Annotated in this window: 6 protein-coding genes and 1 pseudogene; 6 read left to right on the top strand and 1 reads right to left on the bottom strand. The window is 39.4% G+C overall.

Going from position 1 to position 22,775, the window contains the following annotated elements; all coding sequences use genetic code 11:
• Nucleotides 1-100: 100 nt before the first annotated feature.
• From AC2D3N_RS05795 to AC2D3N_RS05770, 6 genes and pseudogenes are all read left to right on the top strand, one after another.
• Complete coding sequence (locus AC2D3N_RS05795; protein WP_484693065.1) at nucleotides 101-13,414, top strand: DUF8189 domain-containing protein; 13,314 nt, start codon at nucleotides 101-103, stop codon at nucleotides 13,412-13,414.
• A 280-nt stretch (nucleotides 13,415-13,694) separates the two neighbouring features.
• Entirely contained in the window at nucleotides 13,695-14,051 is a 357-nt protein-coding gene (locus AC2D3N_RS05790; RefSeq protein ID WP_484693064.1) for a hypothetical protein, read from the top strand.
• A gap of 28 nt (nucleotides 14,052-14,079) precedes the next feature.
• Entirely contained in the window at nucleotides 14,080-14,475 is a 396-nt protein-coding gene (locus AC2D3N_RS05785; protein WP_484693063.1) for a hypothetical protein, read from the top strand.
• Between the two features lie 183 nt (nucleotides 14,476-14,658).
• The gene (locus tag AC2D3N_RS05780) at nucleotides 14,659-14,892 is read left to right on the top strand and encodes an antitoxin family protein (RefSeq protein WP_079677134.1); all 234 of its coding nucleotides are present in this window, start codon (nucleotides 14,659-14,661) and stop codon (nucleotides 14,890-14,892) included.
• Nucleotides 14,880-15,209 (top strand): annotated as a pseudogene (locus AC2D3N_RS05775) (type II toxin-antitoxin system PemK/MazF family toxin). The gene AC2D3N_RS05780 and the pseudogene AC2D3N_RS05775 overlap by 13 nt, the downstream one beginning before the upstream one ends.
• Before the next feature lie 389 nt (nucleotides 15,210-15,598).
• The gene (locus AC2D3N_RS05770) at nucleotides 15,599-17,677 is read left to right on the top strand and encodes an NB-ARC domain-containing protein (protein ID WP_159451507.1); all 2,079 of its coding nucleotides are present in this window, start codon (nucleotides 15,599-15,601) and stop codon (nucleotides 17,675-17,677) included.
• A gap of 117 nt (nucleotides 17,678-17,794) precedes the next feature.
• Here the strand turns inward: AC2D3N_RS05770 and dnaE are convergent, their stop codons facing one another.
• The gene (dnaE, locus tag AC2D3N_RS05765; RefSeq protein WP_484693062.1) at nucleotides 17,795-22,759 is read right to left on the bottom strand and encodes a DNA polymerase III subunit alpha; all 4,965 of its coding nucleotides are present in this window, start codon (nucleotides 22,757-22,759) and stop codon (nucleotides 17,795-17,797) included.
• Nucleotides 22,760-22,775: the final 16 nt, after the last annotated feature.

The raw sequence follows: 22,775 nt of genomic DNA, 5'->3' as shown, positions 1-22,775 counted from the left end.
GCGTAAATATGGCTTTACAAAATATTTACAATAATTGTGAGATAGTTGTGCTATACTCTGACTCACAACAATAAAATTCTTGAAATCAGGGGCGCAATCTATGGGTTGGTCTTGGTTAAATGATAAAAACGGCAGCAAAAATCAAGCTCCGTCGAAAACTCCCCGCAAAAAACGGCATTCAAAACGAAAAACCTTTATTTTAGAGGAAATTATCACCCCCAGTGTGATTATTCCCATAGCGGATTTAGATCCGAAGATGTGTCCTGTCGATGGAGGAAACATTGATATTTCTCCTATCAATGGTTTACCCCCTATTTTCACCGCAGAAGAACTAGGAATAGACCTTTTAATTCCTGATCATTCCCCTGGAAACTTTGATTATACGATACCAGAAATTACTCCTGACACCCCTAATTTAACCCTTGATTTAATTGCCAATAACCCCAATCTAAATAATGAAGACCTGATTAATCTTCAAGCAATTATTGACAAAATCAATCAAGACAATTTAGCTGGGATTATTAATGTTAATTACACCCCTTCTGTTGGGAATCAAACTAATATTATTGATGCAATTAATACCCTGCCAGAACCGATTATTATACCAATTGATCCTCCTGGTAGTCAACCTAATATTTCGGGAAATAATAATCCGATTAATGATTATCCTGACGTTACTCAACCCAAACCCAAACCCGAAGAAAACCCCAACCTTAATTTACCTCCGGCAACCTTGGCTAGTCTAAATCAAGATTTAGCCCAATTAAACGTTATTATTAATAGCAATAATTCCGGTAGTTTATTAGAGGTTTTATCCTCCGGTGCAGCCGAAGAAGCATTAGGAAGAATTAATAATATTTTTGACGCAAATCCAGATTTACTTGAACTATTAACCCAACCGGATGATTTAATTAAAATAGGGATTAATCCAGCTAATATTCAGGTAATTAAAGACTTTTTAAGTGACCCAGGAGTCGCTGCGTCGATGGGTTTACCTGTTTCCTTAGCAGAAGCATTAAGTAACCCTGATTCAACGGTTTTTGATCAATTTTTACTGAATGCTGATCAAGCTCATTATCTATTACCAATTAATGCTAAACAGCCCGTTGTTGGCATTATTGATTTTAACCAAAATCAGCATAATCAGAAAGTTAACGAGATTTTTAACAGTATTAATCCCCTGGTAAAACCCCAAAACTACACCGTTAAAAATAATGATTGGGCAACGGAATTAGTTAAGTATGTCAATCAGTTAAAATCCCAAGGAAAGACCCAAGGAATTGTTAATTTAAGTCTTGATTTATCCCAATTAGATGATATTGGTGTAACAACTCGTTATGAATTAACCAAACAGGAACAACAGGCAATTCAATATGCCAAAGATCACAACGTTTTATTGGTTGTGGCATCAGGAAATACCGGGGGTGTGATGTCAGCTTTAGGAGAAGCTAGTCAGACTTTTGATAATATTATTACCGTTGGATCTATTGATCAATTTGAAGGAAAAACCGACTATTCTGCCTATGGAAAAGGGTTAACAGTAGTTGCCCCTGGTGGAGAATGGCAGGATGATCAAACTGCTTTTGTGGGGACATCCCGTTCTACGGCTTATGTGACTGCTGCTGCGTCTTTAGTTTGGGCTGCAAATCCCGATTTAAGTTGGCAACAAGTTAAAGATTTACTAATAGAAACTAGCCGAGATATTAACAGCGAAGGATGGGATCAACAAACCGGATATGGTGTTATTGATATTAAAGAAGCCATTCGGCGATCGCTAATTACAGAACCCAAAACAACCGAAACTCAAGCCCCTGTTACAGTAATTCCTTTCAGTGGTGAAGGACGAGTTAAAACCCTCGCCAGAGCCGCCGGAGATAACACAGAACAGGCGATTTCTGATTTAGAAACAACTCAAGAAACCCTGGTAAATCAGTGGCAAACCTTATTAGATTTAGGCAACCCAGAACTCACTTTAACTAATTTAGATGCAGAAGTTAAAGCGCAAATTGCCAGTGCTTTTGAACAGTATCAACAAGTTAATACCGATGCTGCTATTTCTGCCGCCCAAGCCCAACAATGGACAGAAGCTTTAGCCTTAGCAACCCAACATTATCAAATTGAAGCCACTCGACTGCAAACTCTCTTACAACAGCAGAAAGAATTACAAAATCAATTAGCAGCTTTGGGGCAACAAAAGTCAGCATTAGAGACAGAAACTCAACAAATGTTGGCTGATATTCAAAAGCAAATTGGAGTAGCAGAATCAGACTTAGCGAAGGCAAAAGCTAAATTAACAAATCCCTTTGCTGATGTGGATGATAATTTACAAATTAATCCTCAACCTTGGCAAAATGCCGCAAATAATGAACAACAATCAGCCTCTAATTTCCGTCAACAGGCAAATGTTCAAAACGCAGCAGCACAAAATTATAATCGTGCGGCAAATAGCATTAATCCGACTCGCTGGCAAGTCGTAGGATCTACAAGTCGTCGTTGCGGGGGAACACAAGAAATTTGGGGATGGGGGAGCGATCCTAATTTATTAAAACAGAAAACTCAATTGCAATTACAAGGGCAAATTTCTGGTCAAAATGTCCAAGTTTTCCAACAGTTAGCTCAACAAGCAGATCAACAAAACGCGGCTTTAAATCAATATGCACAATTCCTTGACAATCAACAAAATCTGAATTTAGGAAATGGCAATACTAATGATGCGAATACTGTTTTACAACTTCTGCAAAAACAGTTATCTGATCAAGAAAATATTGCTAACAATTATCAAAAATTGGCGAATTTAGCCGAGACGAGACGAGCGCAAAATCAAAACAATGCTGATTGGAATAATAGTCAAATAAACCGTTGGCAACAGGTAGGAACTCGACGCACAGGACGCTCTGGAAGCAAGACGGAACCTGTGTATGGATGGGTGCATTATCCTGAACATATTGCTCCCCGCGATCAATCGCAACAATTAGCAAATCAAGCAGCACAGGAACGGGATGTTTATAAACAGTTAGCTTCTCAATCTCAGCAACAAGTCACTGCGCTGCGAGAACAGGTGCGTAAACTTTCAAAAACAGAAATAGTAAAAGATTGGCCTGTTTTGCAACAGGGAATTGAGTATGAAATTACGGCGGATGAACTACGTTTGCAAGCGGAAAAAGATTTATTGGCGTTACATACACCTGTACAACAGCAAAAGTTAGAAACGCTGAATCTACAAATTTACCAAGCGGAAGAACAATTAAAAACGCTGGCAAATCAGAAAATTCCAACGCAACAACAGGCGACGGATTTAACAGAAAATCGCTTGAAAGAAACGCAGACAGAAGTAGAAGCAATTCAAACAGAACGCGCTTCGGCACAAAAGGATTTACAGAATTTCCTAGAAACTGCTGGTTTCTTATTACCTTATCGGGAACGACTCACCGCTATTAAGAAAACAGTGCAACAATTGGAAACTGAAAAACTAGAAGTTGCTCTAAAAATTCAACAGTTAAATGAGGAAAATGCTAAACTTCAACCGTTGAATGTTGAAAACCCCATACCTCCCAATATTGGTGGTGTTTTAAAAAATGAAAATCCGATAATAGACAATGTTGATGATGTTTTACAAAATGAAAATAATGCCAAATATAGAAAAATTTTAAGTCAACAAATTGACTACTGGACGAATCATTTAGAAACTCTAAATCAAGAATTAGATTGGTCAAAATTACAGGAAGATCAGTTAGCTTTAGCGATCGCGGATTCTCCTGAAAGATTAGCAATTTCTGGCTTAATTAAGGAATTGGAAACCGCACCTAATTCAATTAATCCAGAAGCGAAAATCGAAACTCTCAAATCCTATGAAGGCAGTGGTGCGAATTTCTTAGAAGGTTTTGATAATTTGCCTCAACGTCTTGCTGATGCTAAAGCTGAAGACACTCAGACTCAAACAGATTTAGATAAGCTGAATCTGGAATATCGAGAATTGGGTTTACAGAAAGCTAATTTGCAAGATAATCTGATTCCGGCGAAAGAGGGAGAAATTGTTGCGAAGGAGCAACAAATTACGGTTACGGAAAGTGCGATCACACAAACTCAAGACACTTTAAATAACCTGGAAAATCAGCTAACAGAAATCCAAGATTCTTTAGCGCAAAAATCGGTAGAAATTCAGCAACAACAGGGGGTAATTGCTGCTACTCAATCTGAGATTACTAATATTCAAAATCAAGTTGTTGCCAAAAATTCTGAGATTCAGCAACAGCAGTCTGTAGCGCAAGGTAATCAGAATCAAATTAATCAAGCTAATGCTGCTGTTAACTGGTTGGAACAGCAGCGACAAGCGCATCAATCTTATGCTAATTACTGGAATAGTCAGATTGGTGTATTTAATGAAGCTACTTATCTAGCATATAATCCTGATGTTGCCAGGGCTGTAGCTGAACGTTGGTGGGGGAAAAACTCCAGTGGTTGGTATCACTACATGATCCACGGTCGATTTGAAGGACGTCTTCCTAATCCGCAAGCGGCTGCTAATCGTAATGCTGCACAATCTTATGCTAATTCCTACGCACAACAACGAGATGCAGCACAAGTTAATGCAGTACAACTAACTGCTACTTTACGGCCTCAAATTGCGGTAAATCAGCAACAAATTGCTACTTTACAACAACAGAAGCAGTCTTTAACTCAGCAACAACAGGCATTAAATTCTCAACTTGCTAACGAGCAAACTCAACTCCAACAACTGCAACAAGAACAGCAAGCGATTACTCAGCAAGTTAATAATCTGCAATCTCAAATTAACCAAACTCAGAATCAATTAAACGGTTTAAACACTCAACTTGGCAATCAACAACAGCAGCGAGAGAATTTAATTGTACAACTGGCACAACTGAATCAACAAAAATCCGATCTCGAACAAAAGCTAATTGAGAAATATCGGGAGATTGAACTTACTGATAAATACTTTGAGCAAGTAGAAGCAGAAGTAAATCGTCTGCAAAGTCGCTTAGATCTGCTCAACAAAGCGGGAGTTTTAGAGCAAAAATATCAGCAAAATTGGCAGTCTTGGCAAGACGCAACTCAGGCACTAGCAACAGCAACTCAAGCGTTGTTAGATATTCGTAAAGATGGACAACTAGAACGCAATAGCCTAGCACTTTTACAACAAGAATTGAATGAGAATCAGGCAAATTTAGATCGGGAAAAATCTATCCAAAAATCGATTACCGATACCCAACAATCTCTGGAATTTACTAAACTGCAATTAGGGAATCAAAAATTACTGCTACAAAGCTTAATTGACTGTGATAATCCATTAGCTGCCTCCGAGCGAGATTATCTCAATCAAGCCGCCGCACATCAACAAAAAATATGGTATTGGAATGGCAGTTCCTACGTTTATAATAGCGCCGAAGCTAAGGCTTATCGTGCTAGTTTGCAGCAAGCTTCGTTTGTTGCAGATCAGCGTAATCTTGTATGGCAACAAAGACAAGAAACTTCGACAAAAATTAACGAACTTAATCAAAAGATATCTCAGCAACAATCCGAACTGGATCAGAAACAATCTGAACTGACTGCTTTGGGTTCAAAGATTCTCTATTCTCCCTATTCTTTTATAGTACATGAAAGTACTCTTGGATTAAAACGGCTACAAGTTCAAGAAAATACACAGACGCAAATTATCCAAGAGGCAACCACTAAGGCGCAAAATTTAGCGACTGAACTATCGCAAACTGCTCAATTACATTCCACAGCTTTGCGGCAATTGATTGGTTTTGGGATTCTCGCTTCTGAATCTGATGTTGATTTCTTTACTACACAATTAGAGCCACAAGTCAATACCCAATTAGAACATTTAAAAAATGTGAGGAATGACTTAGGAAATGCAATTAATAGCCAAAATCAACAGATTGCTAATTGGGAGAAAACATTAGCTAATACTCAAGATGATGTGAGTAAGCAAGCACTGACAAATCTGATTAATCAAACTAAGACACAATCAAGCAATTTGGAAGCTTTGAAAACATCAAATCAGAGTAATGCTAATGAGTTAAAAGACTTGTTGAATCAGGCAACAGAAGCATTGACACCTTTGCGTCAAAAGCAAGAGTTAGAGATTCGCAAAAAACTTCAGAGTAATGATGGACGATTGGAATCTTTGCAGTCTCAATTAAATTCTGAAAATGCGGCAGATGCGGCGATTAATTCTGGTACGGTTTTAGATCATGTATTATTGGCAGACCAAATTAATCAAGATTTGCGTCTGGGTGCAACGAATTGGACGGAGCAATTCTTAGCAGAAAATCAACAGACTAAGGAATTAGTTACACAGCAACAGGATTTATCTAATTCGGTTGATGAATTGATTGCCTATATTAATAATAATTTGGCCGAACCGGATGGGAATTATAATCGCGCTCAGGCTAATTTAGAAGATGGAATTATGACCCTTGGTGCGGTTGAAATTCGCGCTGATGAATTGGATACTGCTTTTACTTCTACCGAGGATGCAATTGAAAGAATTAAGTTGCGGATTGAGCAAGATGCTAAATTGTGGGAAGAAATTGCTCCGATTGCGATTCGATATGGTGCTGAGTCGCAACAACTTGCCGAATTTACTAACTTAGCTCAAAAACTGCAAGTCGCTAAAGAGAAATTTGATAAAAAACAGCCAGACGCGATCGCATTTGCCACTCAGGAAGTCTTACCAATTGCCCAATCTTTAATTGATCAAACTAATGGTAATCCAGCTTTAGAAACTTATGTCGAAAAAGTCAAAAAATTATTGGCAAAATTCAATGATTTAGCAACAAAACAAGCTGCTAGTGAAGCGAAAGCTGCCGAAGTGCGTCAAGAATGGGAAGATGCAACTAATTATGACGATACGCCCATCAATCAGATTAATTTCGGCAACAAATTAGTAGAATCCCGTCGCGGTCAAGATAACCTAATTTATGTTCGTAACTCCACTGATGGTGGTCAAACTTGGACACAGTGGTTACATACAGGTGGCGGCACTAATTTCGATAGCATCAAGACGGCAGTTGTTGATAATAAACTATTCCAATCAGTACGCGGTACAGACGGTCAAGTTTGGCTCCGCTCTAGTAGCGATGGGGTCAAATGGGCTAATTGGTTCCCTATTGGCGGTTCTATTAATGGCGACTACTCAATGGATGTTGTCGGGAAAAACTTAGTATTTAGCCTTCGCAATTCCGATAATAAAATCTACTCTCGTACTGCGGTTAATGGTACGCAATGGCAGAAGAATTGGGAGCCCGTTGGTTCTACCATGAGCGATATCGTTCAAGATGTAGTTGATGGCAAATTCATTCAGTCCTATCGAGGCTTTGATAACCAGATTTATGTGCGCCAATCTGCTGATGGTGTTAACTGGGAAACTTGGGAACAGATTGATACTGCTATTGCTAAATCTGACTGGCGACAACAGTATTTACAAAACCTACAACAGTCTGATATTCATAACTTAAATCCGGTCACTCGTACTCAATACAAAGACAAGCTAGTAGAAGCAGTACGCGGTAAAGATAACCTGATCTACGGTCGTTATTCTAGCGATGGCGGTAAGACTTGGAGTAATTGGCAATATACCAACGGCGGCATTAATAGTGATGTCCAAATGGTAGTCGCTAATAATGCCCTAATTCAAGTTGCGCGAGGAACTGATAATACTCTCTATGTTCGCCAATCTGCTGATGGGGTTAACTGGAATAAATGGTCAGCCATTACCAGTGGTGTTGATATTGCTAGTGATTTTTCAGTCGATAGTATTGATAACAAAGTGGTATTCAGTGCCCGTGGCTCTAACGGCAAATTCTACAGTCGTACCTTCATCCCTAACGTGCGTTGGACTAACTGGGAAGTGAGTCCACTTAATACGATCAATCCCATTGAACAAAAATTGGTTGACGGTAAGATAATACAGTCTTACAAAGGAGTTGACGATCGCACTTATGTTCGCTATTCCACTGATGGCTTGAAATGGAACAATTGGCAAACTTTGGAAAATGCGATCAATAAAGCCGAAATTAATCAGCAATATTTGGGAGAATTGCAACAAAATAGCGATCAAAATCCTAACCCCGTCACTCGGACTCAATACAAAGACAAGCTAGTAGAAGCAGTACGCGGTAAAAATAACTTGATGTATGGTCGTTATTCGACTGACGGCGGTAAGACTTGGAGTAATTGGCAATACACCAACATTGGCATTAACAGTGATGTCCAAATGGTAGTTGCTAATAATGCCCTAATTCAAGTTGCGCGAGGAACTGATAATACTCTCTATGTTCGCCAATCTGCTAATGGGGTTAACTGGAATAACTGGTCAGCCATTACAAGTGGTGTTGATATTGCTAGTGATTTTTCAGTCGATAATATTGATAACAAAGTGGTATTCAGCGCCCGTGGCTCTAACGGCAAATTCTACAGTCGTACCCTCATCCCTAACGTGCGTTGGACTGATTGGCAAGCGAGTCCTGTTAACACCCTTGACGGCATTTCCCAAGAAGTTGTTGATGGGAAAGTAGTGCAGACATACCAAGGTATTAAGGGTCAAATTTATACCCGTTCCACAGGGGATGGATTGAAGTGGACTGCTTGGGAAAATCACGATGCGATCGCGAAACAATATCAGCAAGAAAAAGAAGCACAACTGCCACTCATAACGCAAGAAACTAGCCTTGCTGCACGTCCGTTATTCCTAGCAGAAAACTCAGAAAATGGTACGGCAATTGACCTATTAAAAGCAGCAACATTAGAAGGTCGCACTTCCAATCAGGAAATTTCTAATCTATTAAATGCAACTCGGGCGGATGTTCTTCTCAATGCAGATTCCGTAGAAGGACGCAACCCTCTGCAAGCGCTATTTGATAAATCGAAAGCAGCCCAAGCCTCTCACGAAGCCCAAGGTCATGCACTTTTAGCGCAAGCCAATTGGTATCAACAACAAGCAGCATATCACTGGGCTGTGAGTCGTAAAAATGGCCCTACTTGGACAGAACAGCGTTGGGTTAAAGGTCGCTCTGGGAGAGGTCATTGGGAAACTGTAACCCACGTTGACTATGACTGGATTGTCTGGCAAAAATATTCACAAATATTCCCTCAATTACGCGCACAGGGATATGCACATTTAGTCGAAGCTGACAAATGGCGCAAGGAAAAAGAACGTATTGAACCTCTGAAAAATCAGTGGGTTGCTGCTAACGATGCGGCGAATACTGCGGAACCTCCTATTGATGAAGCGCGTAATTTCTTTGCCGAATTAGAAGCAGCGCGAGAGTCAATTCCAGGGGATCAAGTTCAACTTGCGAGTTTAGAAAACCTCCTTCCAGAGATTCAGAAACTCTTAGAAGAAGCTGAGGCTGAAGCCGCTGCTCAAAATGCTAAAGTACAGCAAGAATGGGCAGAATATGATACTAATTCTGAGGAGTATCGCGCTGCTATTGCTGACATTTTGCAACGGCGCGGTGAACTGAATACAAAAGCCATTGAAACACAGCAACAATTAGCTGATACTGAAGCTAATGTTGAACGTCAAACTGTAGCTTTAAGTGACGAATTAGAAAGCACTAAACTGCTGACTACGAACCTTGAACAGCAACGTCAGTCGATTGAAAATCAGATTATTACTTTGCAGAATCAAGGTGTAACTGGGGAAGAATTAGATAATTTCAATACTAATTTAGTTCAAATTAATCAATCCTTGAAATTGCTGAATAATAAAGCAGCAGTTCTCACGGCAGAGCAAACTGCTCTCACTCAAAAACGCACGATGTTGACGGCACAAAATGAGGTGATTTTAGCAGAACAGCGATTGCTGGATGCTTATATTAATGACCCGGATGCCGATTACAGCAATTTGCAACAACAATTAGATGATGCTCGTGCTGCTTTGGCGGAAGCGCAACGATTGGCGGAACAAGCAGAAGCGGCTAGTCAGGCTCTTACGGCTTCTTTGCAACAGTTGAAAACCGATTTATTGGCGCAAAATGATCAACATTTGAGGGCTGCTAGAGAACATCAAACAATTTTAAAAGCGTTAGTTGAGGCTACCCAATCGAATGCTAATTACACTTTACAAGCTGCACAAAAACAGCAAGAAGTCAATACTTTAGAGTTCCAAATTATTCAGCGTTTGCAGACAGCAACGGCGGCTGGAAATCAAGAAGCTAAGGCTTTATTGGATGTTGCACAGCGCAATGATATGGCTACGGCTGCGGAGCTTTATTACCGAGATTACAAAGATTTAGCAGGCGATCGCGGTGGTTGTGCTGGCGGTGCTGGTAATGCAAACGATCAGATTTTAGCAGATCGCTATTATGTCGAAATGCTGAATAATCGCGAGTTACAACGTCGCGCCCAAGCTCAAGCTGATGCCTTTGGTGCGGCGAGAAAAACCGCAGAAGCGCAGATGAAAACACTGCAAACACAACAAGAAACAGCCCAACAGTTATTAAATGATTTGAATGCGAAGGTTGCTGAAACTCAGGAGCAACGGGATAATAAAACCCAGGAATTAGCTATTGCCCAAGCCCGTTTAGATGGGATTACTCGCATCCGTGAACAAACGGAGCAAACTTTTATCCAGTTAGTCACTCTGGAAAAATTGAACCTTGCCCAAGCACAATTAGAGCAAGAAATTGCTCAAAATCGGCAAGCGGATATTGACCAAGCGGTGCAAGATCGTCTGGAGCGCGATCGCTTAGAATTGGAACGTAAACGGTTAGAAACTACTGCCAAAATTGAACAACTCAAACAACTGCAAGCTGAGGATGATTTACGACAATCTTTAAATAATGTTCGCGGCGATTTAGGGTTAGCAACCCTAGATCCAACGGAAGATCCCATGCAGTTACAAACTCAATTGGCTGGACTACTTACTTCGCTGAAAGATTTGGAAACTCAGCAACCGGATTTACCTGATAATGTGAAGGCTTTGTTAGCAGAAGCGCGGGGTGATATTAACTTAGCATTGCAAGGGAAAGAAGCGGCGAATATTCAAGAAACTCTGCTAAGTGCAATGGATGGGATGATTGGGCAAATTGAGTCGTATAAGAGTGAGATTAATCGCATTGATTTAGAGGAACAATGGGATAATCAGCTATTGCAAACTGCACAGTCAGATTTGCAAGGTGCTTCTCAACAATTCTTGAAAGAATTGCAGCGGGCGGAGGAATTATCTGGTGAGAAACAGATTATCAATCCGTTGTATGAGGAAGTGTTGAATAAAATCGCTTTAGCTGAACAAGCGGTTGAGATTTCTAGTGATTTGGCGAAGCAAGGAAAGGAAATGCTTGACCAAATTATTGAGCAGCGCATCGAACAACGGAAAATCCGTAAAAAGATGTTCTGGAATAAGATTTTGGGCATTGTCTCAACTGTTTTGTCGCTCCTTGGTACGGTTCTGACTTTTGTACCTGGTGCTAATTTGATAGGTTTGGCTTTGGGTGCGCTCGGTGGTGCTATTAATGTCGTGCAAGCTGCTATTAATGGCGACTGGATGGGGGCGATCTTTAGTGCAGTAATGGCTGGGGCAAGTTTTATTGGTGGTGCGATCGGAAATGGGATCAAAGCAGGTCAGGCAATGGTTATGGGTATGACTAAAGCCGTTGCTCAAAAAGTTTTCACCACTATAAAAGCCTTCCAATCTTTAGCTTCAGGTGCTTTCAATGGCGTGCGAAATCTCTTGTCTGGTGACAAGATTATGGGTTTCCTGCAAATCATGGGTGGACTTGCTGGTGCTGCTACCAGTGGCATTTCTGGCTTCGTTCAAGGTGGATTAAGTGGCCTGAGTGACGTTGGAAAATTTGGCTACAAAGTATTAGAGTCCCTATCTAAAGCTCCCACTTTAATTTATGGAGGGATTAAAGCGATTCAATCAGGAGATTGGGTTGGCGGCATTGGTAACATCATTAAAGGTGTTGTTTCGTTAGGGAAAACTTGGACAAATGATTTTAATGATGGTAGTGAATCTCCTGGGGAGAAAATTGCTAATATTTTAGAGAACATCAGTTCTGTTGGGATTGGTGTGAGCAAGTTTATCACTGGTGGTTTAGAGGGATTGTTAGCTGGTTTAGGGGATATTTTGGATGGGTTGGGGGATGATATTCAGCAGTGGGTTGATAATTTAGTTGCTGGTGGTGAATGTAATTGTCCGTGTCCATGTCCTGAAGAAGATATTGCCGAGTCAGCAGAGATAATTGTTGATGAGATTATTGGGCTAGATTTATCTCCTGCTGAAATAGCAAAGCGGCTTGAAGGTCTTGATCCTGCCTTACAAGCTAAAGTGATAGACGATCTCCATCTCCCAGTAAAGGATCAAATAAGCGTCATTAATCAACTTCCGCTTGCTCAACAGGCTGAGATAGCTCCTCTGCTTCCAAAAGAAACCCAACAAGAACTAGCTGATCGATTTCAAGAAGCAGTTGATAGAGTTACAGAAATTATTGAAAATAAGCATAACTACAATGACTCTACTTCTACAAGCTATCAAGTTGGAATTGGAGCCAATGGAGAACCAATTCTATCGGGTCAAATTAATGAAACTTCTTCTCCTACACAATGGGATGTTTTCTTAGAAATAGTTAATAGGTCTGTTCATGAACAAGAGCTATTGGGACAAATTGGGCAAGAGTTTAAAGATAATTTTCAAGATCCCAAAAAACTGGCAACTCTTGTTGTTAGCGGTGTAGTAGGTTTTGGAACTGGAATAGGTATTGCTAGTGTTGTAGCTGCTATACATACTCAGCCTGAGCTTCTTTGGCTTGCACCTTGGGTAGATCGAACATTATTAACAGTAGGAGGATCTTTCTTTGCTAGCCACCTACAGTTTATAGGTACAGCATGGCAAGAGGCAGGCAGTATTGCTAACGATGCAAGCAAGGAGAATGCTTCAGAAGAAATTATAAATACAAAAATTAATACTGCATCTCTCAACTTTACACAGGCTGGTACTCGGTTTGTTGGCTCTGAGTTGCCAAATATGATTGTTGGAGTTGTTGCGGGGTATGGTGGCTCCGCTAGTGCTTCGTTTAGCTACAAGTGGGGTGGCATTCTCCGACCTGGAACAGCATTAACATTCAAAAACTACGAATACTATAGAAGAGTTTCCAATGAACCTATCACCTTGTATCGAGTTTATGGTGGAGATGCAGGACGCTTTGGTGGTTACTGGTCTAGGAGTCAACCGTTGAATACTCAACAAACTATTCGCGATCTTGCTTTACTTCCAGACTGGGGAAATACTGCAACTAGAGTTATCAAGATTGAACTTCCACCGGACACTCCTTTTTACGAAGGAGTTGCAGCCCCTCAAGGATCATTACCAGGAGGAGGCAATCAAATTTGGGTGGAAAAAGTTGATCCTATGTGGGTTAAAGAGTTTTATCCTCTAAAATGAGAAACTTTTGAACCTACACAAAGAGCGATCGCCCTTCCCCAACCCCACACTCATATCTCATCAAAAACTCAGAGGTAATTATGTCTTCTCAAAACATCCTGCAACAAATCAAAAACTCCCACTCCCTTTTACCAGCGAGTCGCGATCCGCCTTTGCACCCTACGCGATCGCCCTTACCAAAAAATTCAACAAACAGAAACCTGTGCGATGCTATAATTAGAAGATCGATCACCATCAGAACCCCTTACTATAGGACAAGCTCCAACCATAAAATAGAGCCATGTCCACCTCTGACCAAATAATCCACTCACGCTATGCCGATGGTACACCAGTATTTGAGGAACAAGAGCCAAATCGCTTACCGAGTGGTAACAAACCCCTACCCGATATCAACGCTACCGGCCCACATTCACAACTGCGATGGGACATAATTAACAATAGAATCTATCAGGCTCGTGAATTTGATGCTAACGGCTATCCAATCCGCGATATTGACTTCACCATCCCACCTATAGAAACGGCAACTCACGTCCCAATCATGCGCCACCCCCTCATCAACACCTGTGGCAACTCAACGATCCTCAAATCGGCCCGCGATCGGGTTTTAAAACACAAGGTGGCGGCGGTTCTCCCCTAGATTTACCCTAAAAATCGGAGTCAAAACCATGCAAGGCATTACTATTACCGACCAAACCACTGATGGTTTCTTAGCTGTAAACCTGATAGATATCTTACAAGCGATCGCACCCTCTGTTTTAACCAGCCAGTGGCAAATTTCCCACCTAGAATGTCTAGGAACAACAGCAGAAAAACTCCATCAAATCGCCGATACTCAGCAATGGATTTCCGGCGCATTATTGTTACAATTAGCAGCAGGAATTACCCAAGTAATTGACGGCAAATTTCAAGGCAACCGTTTAAATGAAAATCAGCCTTGGTTAACTATCACCGCAGTAGATAGTACAGCTTATGATATTGAAAGCTTAGATGAAAATATCCTTGCTCAAATGCGACAGAAGTTTCAGCAAGTTAGCGAATTGCCAATACTGTTAACTGCCTAATAGGTGCGATCGCCCTTAGCAAAAAATTCAACAAACAGAAACTTTTGCGATCGCCCTTTCCCAAAACCACACGCCCCCTCTGTTTCTGTAAGTTAAACAGAGTGCGATCGCTCCTTTCCCACTTTGACAAAACTATAGCAATTGTAATAGGATAAAGGCTAACTAAATTTAGGGTAATAGCTCATGCCCCAGATTCTCAGAGCCACATACCGTAATGGTACATTCATCTTAAATAATCCCTGCGATCTGACTGAAGGTACAGAAGTGGAATTATTAATCCAATCATCTTATATAACAACAGTCCCTCGGCGTATTGGTTGGGATGAAAAACTTGCGATCATGGCACAAAAAAAAGATGACCAGCTACTTGATGGTGTTAGCACTACCAATTGGGAAATTGAAGAATGGCAATGGTAGTGAATCGGTTCGACGTTTTTTTAGTTAATCTCGATCCCACTGTTGGCAGTGAAATTCAGAAAACTCGACCTTGTGTAGTAATTTCTCCTGATGAGATGAATCATCATATTGCTACAGTCATCGTGGCACCGATGACCACTAAAGGTCAACCTTACCCAACCAGAGTTACTTGTCAGTTTCAAGGGAAAGAAGGATAAATAGTTCTCGACCAAATTAGAACGGTCGATCGAACTAGATTAGTCAAACAGCTAGGACAAATTAGCCTAGATGAACAGCAAGCTGTTTTAAAGATTTTAGCCGAAATGTTTGCTGAGTAGCTCAGCAAACAGACTTTCTCTAAGAAACCGGGTTTCTAAGGGCTGTGTGTGGTAGCTGTAAAAAAGGAGTCTTGTCTTAGTGACGATCGCATATTGACTATTGTCCGCCAAAAATAACAAGCGATCGCCCTTGGCAAAAAATTCAACAAACAGAAACCTTTGCGATATTTGTGATTTCGATGATTTTTGTAGGGCATTATTGTGATGCGATCGCTGTTCTTTAAAGATACGCGATCGCCCTTGGCACGCCGCGAGTCGTCTGCGATGCCAATGGTTATGTAGGGGCAAATGGCAATTTGCCCTCTTATACTTTAGACATTATGCGAGTGGTACATGGTTCACGCAATTCAAAAACATCACACAAACCTGTCATAATTACGGTTACAATCTTGGATCATCCCCTACCCCCTGAATATATCAAAACCCTGGCCATCGCTCGTGGTGTCTCCCAAGCTGAACTGGAGGCGCTACAGTTGGCTGTGGCCGGTTACTCAACGGCCGAAATCGCCCAACAGTTAGAACTGAGTGCGATCGCCGTTCGTAAGCGACTGGGCGAAGTTTATCGCAAATTCAATATTAAAGGCAATGGCCCTGGAAAGTTAGCCCAGTTGAAACACCAACTGATCCTAGAATTTCAATCTACGGTCACCGTCCCTTCATATCAAAGCCAACCCTATCCAGCTTCTAAAATTGACTGGGAACACGCCCCCGACCTCGGTGAATCTTTGGGACGCACGGGCGAGTTAGAACAGTTACAACAGTGGGTAATTAGCGATCGCAACCGTTTAGTTGCGATTGTCGGAATGGCGCAAATTGGCAAAACGGCACTGACAATTAAATTAATCCAACAAATTCACCCTGACTTTGATCTCGTAATTTGGCGTTGTCTGCGTTATGCTCCCCCCTTCGATCAAATTTTGACCGATTTAATTCAAACTCTCTCCGGTGATCAAACCTCCGTTGAAACAGGTGTCAATGGCATTTTTCAATTGATTGAATGTTTTCGCAAACGTCGGTGTTTAATCGTGTTTGATGAAATCGAAAACCTATTTGAAAAAGGACAATTGGCGGGAACTTACCAAGATGATGCTCAAGAATATGGTGAACTATTCCGACAAGTTAGTGAACTCGCTCATTCGAGTTGTTTAATCTTATTAAGTCAAGAAGAACCTCCAGAAATATCACTTCAAGCTGGAATAAATCAGCCTGTAAAAGTTTTACCATTGCCGGGGTTATTAGAAGAAGATGGAAAACAATTAGTTTGTGGGATTCTACCAAATTCTATCTCACAAGAGCAGAAAATTATTCAATTAGTTCAATCCTGTGATGGTCACCCCTTACTATTACGATTAGTAGCCCAAAAAGTTCAAGAGTTATTTAACGAAAATTTAGAAGAATTTTTTGAGTATAATCAACTTTTATTCGGTAATTTTGATAGTTTAGCTTGGTTAGGTAGACATCTCGATCTGGTTTTTTATGATCAATTTGAACGACTATCTGCCGACGAATACCAAGTATTAAATGGGTTAGCACTTTTGTCGAAAAATCCCTCTGCCGAGGAACTACAATCTCAAATTAAAAGTATTAGCGATCCCAATAAATTCTTAACAATTTGGGCATCTTTAGAAAGACGTTCCTTCTTACAAAAAACCTCTGAATCAGGAAAATCAAAAAATACTCTTAATCCTCTTGTTAAGCAATATATAAAGCAAAAAGTTAGAACAAAAATTCATGAATTATTTGCAGACAATCAAGATTATTCTCAACAAAAATCAACTATTTTACAAGCATTTGGCTTACAAAATATTGAGATTAAATCTTACAAAAATAATGGATTTGAACCGCGCGAAAAAGCTGGAAGGTTTTTAAATCAAATTGGATATGAGCAATATATGAAAGGAGAGTTTTTCAGTGCAAAACTGTCTTTAACCTGGGCAATTGAATTACATCCAAATTTAGCGAGTGCTCACTTTAATTTAGGGGCAACTTATGAAAAACTACAGGATATTGATTCGGCTCAAATTCATTATGAACGAGCAATAGAATTTTCCCTAAAAGTTCAATATTCAGCAATTAATAATTTAGCCCGTTTACAAATAAAAAAAGGCAATTATCAAACTGCTATTGAACTCATTGAACCCATTTTATTAAGAGTTGAGCAACCGATGGTTTTAGCCTCACTGTATAAAAATTTAGGCTGGGCTTATTATCAAAAAAACCTTTATTCTCAAGCGGAAATCCTACTTTTAAAAGCATTAGATTTAGATCACCAATCCGTTGCTGCTTATTACCTTTTAGCACAAGTTAAATCTGCTCAAGGGAATAAAAAAGAATCTTTAAAATATTGGCAAGAAGGCTTAAATTGTTCTATGGTCAAAGCCGGATTAAGTGAACCTTGGAAATGGCCAGAAATTGAACATTGGGAATTAGAAGCTCGTCGCCAGTTGCAGATTGAATCTAACTCTTAATCTTGTCTAAATTGGATTAATCATCTTTCTCCCTTTTTAAGATGGTTTAGGGGGGATCTAAGACTCAATTAAAGACCAATAAACTTTCATATTTCCGGCCTTATTTTAGGCTTGAATTCACATTAATATCTCTAATTTCGGTTGAATTTCAGCATCAAATCTAGCTGATTTTAAATCATGAATAGTATCTTCAGCATTTTGTACCCAAAATTTACGTCCAAAACTAACCACCTGATAATGGTCAGGAAATTTACCAATCACTTTAGCAACAACAGGAATATTCGCTTTTCGTTGATCACCGGATGATTGTTCTTCGAGTAAAGCACTAAGGTCTTGAAGTCGAGATAAGTTATAAACATCTTCAAGTGTTAGGTGTAAAAGTACCATGGAATTTGATTCCTCTATTTCCAAATCTTCTAATAAAAGAGCGGGAATTTTATCAATCCGAGGGAGGGTATCCGCCGATTGTAACTCATCAATAATAAGCTGAATTTTATCTTCCTGTTTGTCAGTTTTACCCGTAATTAATACTAAGTCATTTTCATGGGGAAATTCCTTAATCTCTTGATAGGTTCGAGGAAAAATAATCGCTTCCATTTGTCCAGTTAAGTCTTCAATTTGTAAAAATGCCATCCGATCACCTTTTTTAGTGGTATGTAGTTTAATAGCGGTAATTACAACAACCACTTTAACCTTAGATTTTTTACCAGTTAATTCCGATAAAGTTACTCTTTCTTCTACAGAAATCGATCTTAAGATGGATTGTAAAGGATGTTCAGAGACATAAAATCCCAATAATTCTTTTTCAAATTGGAGTTTTTCCTGAACTTTAAAATCCTCAAGTTTTGCTGGTTTTGGTGCATCTTCATGGGTGTTTTTTGTATTAGTTCCACCCCCTAAAATATCGAATATACTTTGTTGACCAACGGCTCGATCTTTGGCTTTACTTTGCGCCCAAGAAATTAATTTATCTAAATGATCAATGGCTTGGCGACGGTTGGGGTTAAGCTTATCTAAGGCGCCACATTTAATTAAGGCTTCTAAGGCGCGACTATTAACCATTTGTAGGTTAATGCGATCGCACAAATCGGGAAAACTCTTAAATTCCCCCCCGTCTTGACGCACTTCTAATAAATGTTCGATCGCACCTTCTCCCACATTTTTAATCGCAGAAAGTCCGAAAATAATACTCTGATCCGAGGGGGTAAAATCCATCCCCGAAAGATTAATGTCTGGCGGGATAACCTTAATTCCCAGAGATTTTTGACAAGATTCAATATATTTTTGAATTTTATCCGTATCCCCACTATTAGCGCTTAATAAAGCCGCCATATATTCAACGGGATAATTAGCTTTTAAATAAGCGGTTTCATAGGTAACATAGGCATAGGCCATGGAATGGGATTTATTGAAGCAATACTCTGCGAATTGAACCATTTGCTCAAATAACTTTTCTGCCAATTTTTGCACGACTCCATTTTTGGTTGCACCGTCAATAAAGAGTTCCCTTTGCTTCTGCATTTCTTCTGCTTTCTTTTTACCCATACAGTTGTGGGCAATAAAATTATTGGCAATAAAATTATGAGTTTCAGGAATGCTTAAATCAAACACTTCTTCTTTGCCTATATACTCAATTCCAACAATTTCATCCCAAAAAACATCCGATTCCGCGATCGCTTTTAATTGGTCATTTTGAAATGCAATCGCAAAATTTTCCACACGATGACGAGATAGACTACGAGAGGGTGTTTTCTGGAAATTTAAACCAGAAGACATAGTACCCCTTGCCACTCCCACAGTCTGATCAATTTTATCCCATGTCATCCTAGTTGCTTTTTTTGCCTGAGCAATTAGTGTAATAACTTCCGGTGGAATTGTATGTTTTGATTGATTCCGAACTTTATCTTTGATCAATAAATAACAAAGTTCTGCTTGCTCTGTTTTATAAGAACTCAATTCAGGCTTAATTAATTCACAAAACTTGAGCATATCTTCTCGTCCGGTAATTTGGACTCGATAAGAAATGTGAGGTTGACCATTATATTTAATAGTTTTCACATTAAAGAGTGAAACAATGCCTAAACGTAGTAGTAGATGTTGAATTTGTTTGATCAAAATCGGAGAAGTTGAAGTATAGTCAGTATGACCAATGCTAGTATCAAAACTTCCATCAGTTGACCATAAAGTTCCTAAGAAAAGTTGTAATTGATTCCGAGATAATGTCAAAACCCATTCGGGAATTTCTTTCTCCCTAGAGTGAGCTAGTTTAATATGATCATCTACCCATTTATTGAAAGAAGAAACAAATCCAATACGAGCATAAGTGACGGATTTTCGCCCCGGATGTACTTGATGATCAATGGGTGCTGGTTTGCCAAAAAGTTCTTTTGCACACGCATTAAAATCATCTATTAATTCTTGATCGCTGTTACAAAAATAACTACAAGCTGGACTCTTTGTGGATAAATGACCGTCTCCAATTAAATACGCGACCAACTTGATTTGAGCATCTGATACTTTACTTTCATTCGTAATAGGGATAGTTTTGGCTAAACCCACGCGATCGCCAATTTTAAAGGATTTTAATGGTTGCCATCCTAAGACTGTATAGAAAAGATGATCGTCAGTGGCTTTAATTTGCTGATTCGTTTTCGTGGTAATTTGCCAAATATCCCGAACTCCATTCGGATGAATTTCCGTGATGGGTTGTTGAATAATTTTTTGAGTATTAAGATTGAGAGAAAAGACTTTTCTACCTAACCAATATTCAGGAGATTGTGCAATTTCTTTTAAGGAAACTAAGTTTCCGGTAGCAGCATCTAAAATTTGCGTAGATCCACTCAAACATCGGCGAAGAATATCAGCTTGACCTAAAGAATAGCCCGCTAAATCTTGAGCTAATCTCATAATTTGTTCTTGAAAACATAAAATTCCATAGGTTTCTTTTAAAATTGGCTCTAACAGGGGATGGTCATAGCTAATTTCATCTCGTCCATGCTTACGATCAATAAATTGGGGAATTAAACCTGCATCTAAGGGCCCAGGACGATACAGCGCTAAAATAGAAGAAATATCATCTAAACAGGAAGGTTTGAGTTTTTTAACAATATCGATCATCCCAGAAGATTCTAACTGGAAAATACCATCTAAATCCCCTTTTTCTAGTAATTTATAGGTTTTTAGCACATCTTCAGGTAACTTTTTATGGGTTTTATAGGCATCTTGGGCTTTTCTTTCAATATCAGAAGGAAGTTTCTCGGGATCAATTTTATAGTGATGTTTTTGTTCAATATAATCAACGGCTTTTTGAATCATGGTTAAATTTTTTAAACCCAAAAAGTCCATTTTTAATAATCCAACTGCCTCTAAATCCTCCATATAATATTGAGTAATGACCGCTCCATCATTATTACGTTGTAGGGGAACAATTTCGTCTAAAGACTGTTTAGAAATTACCACACCCGCCGCATGAACTCCGAAGGTTTTATTAGTTCCTTCAATGCGAATTGCCATATCTAACCATTGTTTAACTTTAATTGTTCCAACTTCTTCCCCGGCATCATTATGAATAGCCACATCTTCATGATCATAAGCTTCTTTGAATTCCGGCGCGGGACTTTGATCGGAAATCATGACGGGCAAACGGGTGGGTTTTCCCCGAGAAACCGGAATTAATTTTGCCATTTTATCCGAATTTTTATAGGAAATTCCTAACACCCTGGCGACATCTTTTAACACTGCTTTAGAAGTCATGCGGTTAAAGGTAATAATTTGGGCTACCTTATCTTCTCCATATTTATCAGTGACATATTTAATCATTTCATCCCGCCTTTCAATGCAGAAATCCGTATCAATATCAGGCATAGATTTCCGTTCAGGATTTAAAAATCTTTCAAATAATAAACCATGATAAACCGGATCAATATTGGTGATTTTTAGGGCATAAGCTACTAATGATCCCGCGGCCGAACCTCGTCCTGGCCCAACGGCAATATTGTTATCTCTGGCAAATTTAATATAATCCCAAACTACTAAAAAGTAAGTAGAAAACCCCATCTGTTGCATCATTTTTAATTCATATTCTAAGCGCTCTTTATAGACAGGTTTAATCTCGCTTCTAGTCTTAGCATTCATTCGTTCTAATAACCCTTTCCAAGTAACTTCTTCCAAGTAGGTATCCGCCGTATGATCGGCAGGAATGGGATAGTCAGGGATACGAGGTTCTCCTAAAATACCCTTATAGGGTTCAACTTTATTTGCAACTTCTACGGTATTATTAATCGCTTCTTGAATGATATCATTTGGTAAGTGATCCAGAAACAATTGCGCCATTTCTTCGGCAGATTTTAAATATTCTGTGCCACTATAGCGCATCCGTTTTTCTTCACTAATTAATTTTTGGGTATTAATACAAAGTAAAGCATCATGGGCTTCCACATCATTACAAGAAATAAAATGTGAATCATTTGTAGCGACAATTTTAATATTTAGTTCTCGACTAATTTTAACAATTTCAACGTTTACCATCCGATCTTCTGGAGAACCATGATCCTGAATTTCTAAATAAAAATCCTCTCCAAATACCCTTTGATACCATTGAGCGACTTCCCTCGCCACATCATAACGTCCTTGTAAAATCGCTTGGGGAATTTCTCCTCCTAAACAAGCACTGGTAACAATTAACCCTTCGTGATATTGTTCTAATAGTTCTTTATTGATACAGGGACGTGCAAAAATGCCTTTTCCTTGAAACCCTTCCAGGTGTGAAATGGTGGTTAATTTAACTAAGTTTTTATAGCCTTGGCTATTTTTAGCTAAGACCACTTGATGATATTTTCTTCGTTTCTTATCCTGAACTTTAACATCACCATTAATCACATACATCTCATTGCCAATAATGGGTTTTATGTTTTTATTGCGGCAGGTTTTAATTAACTCAATTGCCCCATACATAACACCGTGATCGGTAACAGCGATCGCCGGCATTCCTAACTCTACTGCTCGGTCAATTAATTGGGGTAATTGAGATGCCCCATCCAGTAAACTATAATCACTATGAATATGTAAACCTACAAAAGACATGGTTGAGTTCCTTAGT

Source organism: Planktothrix sp. PLAVEN19ND (assembly GCF_057220675.1).
Note: the sequence above shows the minus strand (reverse complement) of the source record. Positions and strands in the feature narration are given on the sequence as shown.

What these genes read in the sequence shown, in the direction of transcription:
- AC2D3N_RS05795 (WP_484693065.1), top strand. Translation starts at nt 101, where the DNA reads ATGGGTTGGTCTTGGTTAAATGATAAAAACGGCAGCAAAAATCAAGCT.
- AC2D3N_RS05790 (WP_484693064.1), top strand. Translation starts at nt 13,695, where the DNA reads ATGTCCACCTCTGACCAAATAATCCACTCACGCTATGCCGATGGTACA.
- AC2D3N_RS05785 (WP_484693063.1), top strand. Translation starts at nt 14,080, where the DNA reads ATGCAAGGCATTACTATTACCGACCAAACCACTGATGGTTTCTTAGCT.
- AC2D3N_RS05780 (WP_079677134.1), top strand. Translation starts at nt 14,659, where the DNA reads ATGCCCCAGATTCTCAGAGCCACATACCGTAATGGTACATTCATCTTA.
- dnaE (WP_484693062.1), bottom strand. Translation starts at nt 22,759, where the DNA reads ATGTCTTTTGTAGGTTTACATATTCATAGTGATTATAGTTTACTGGAT.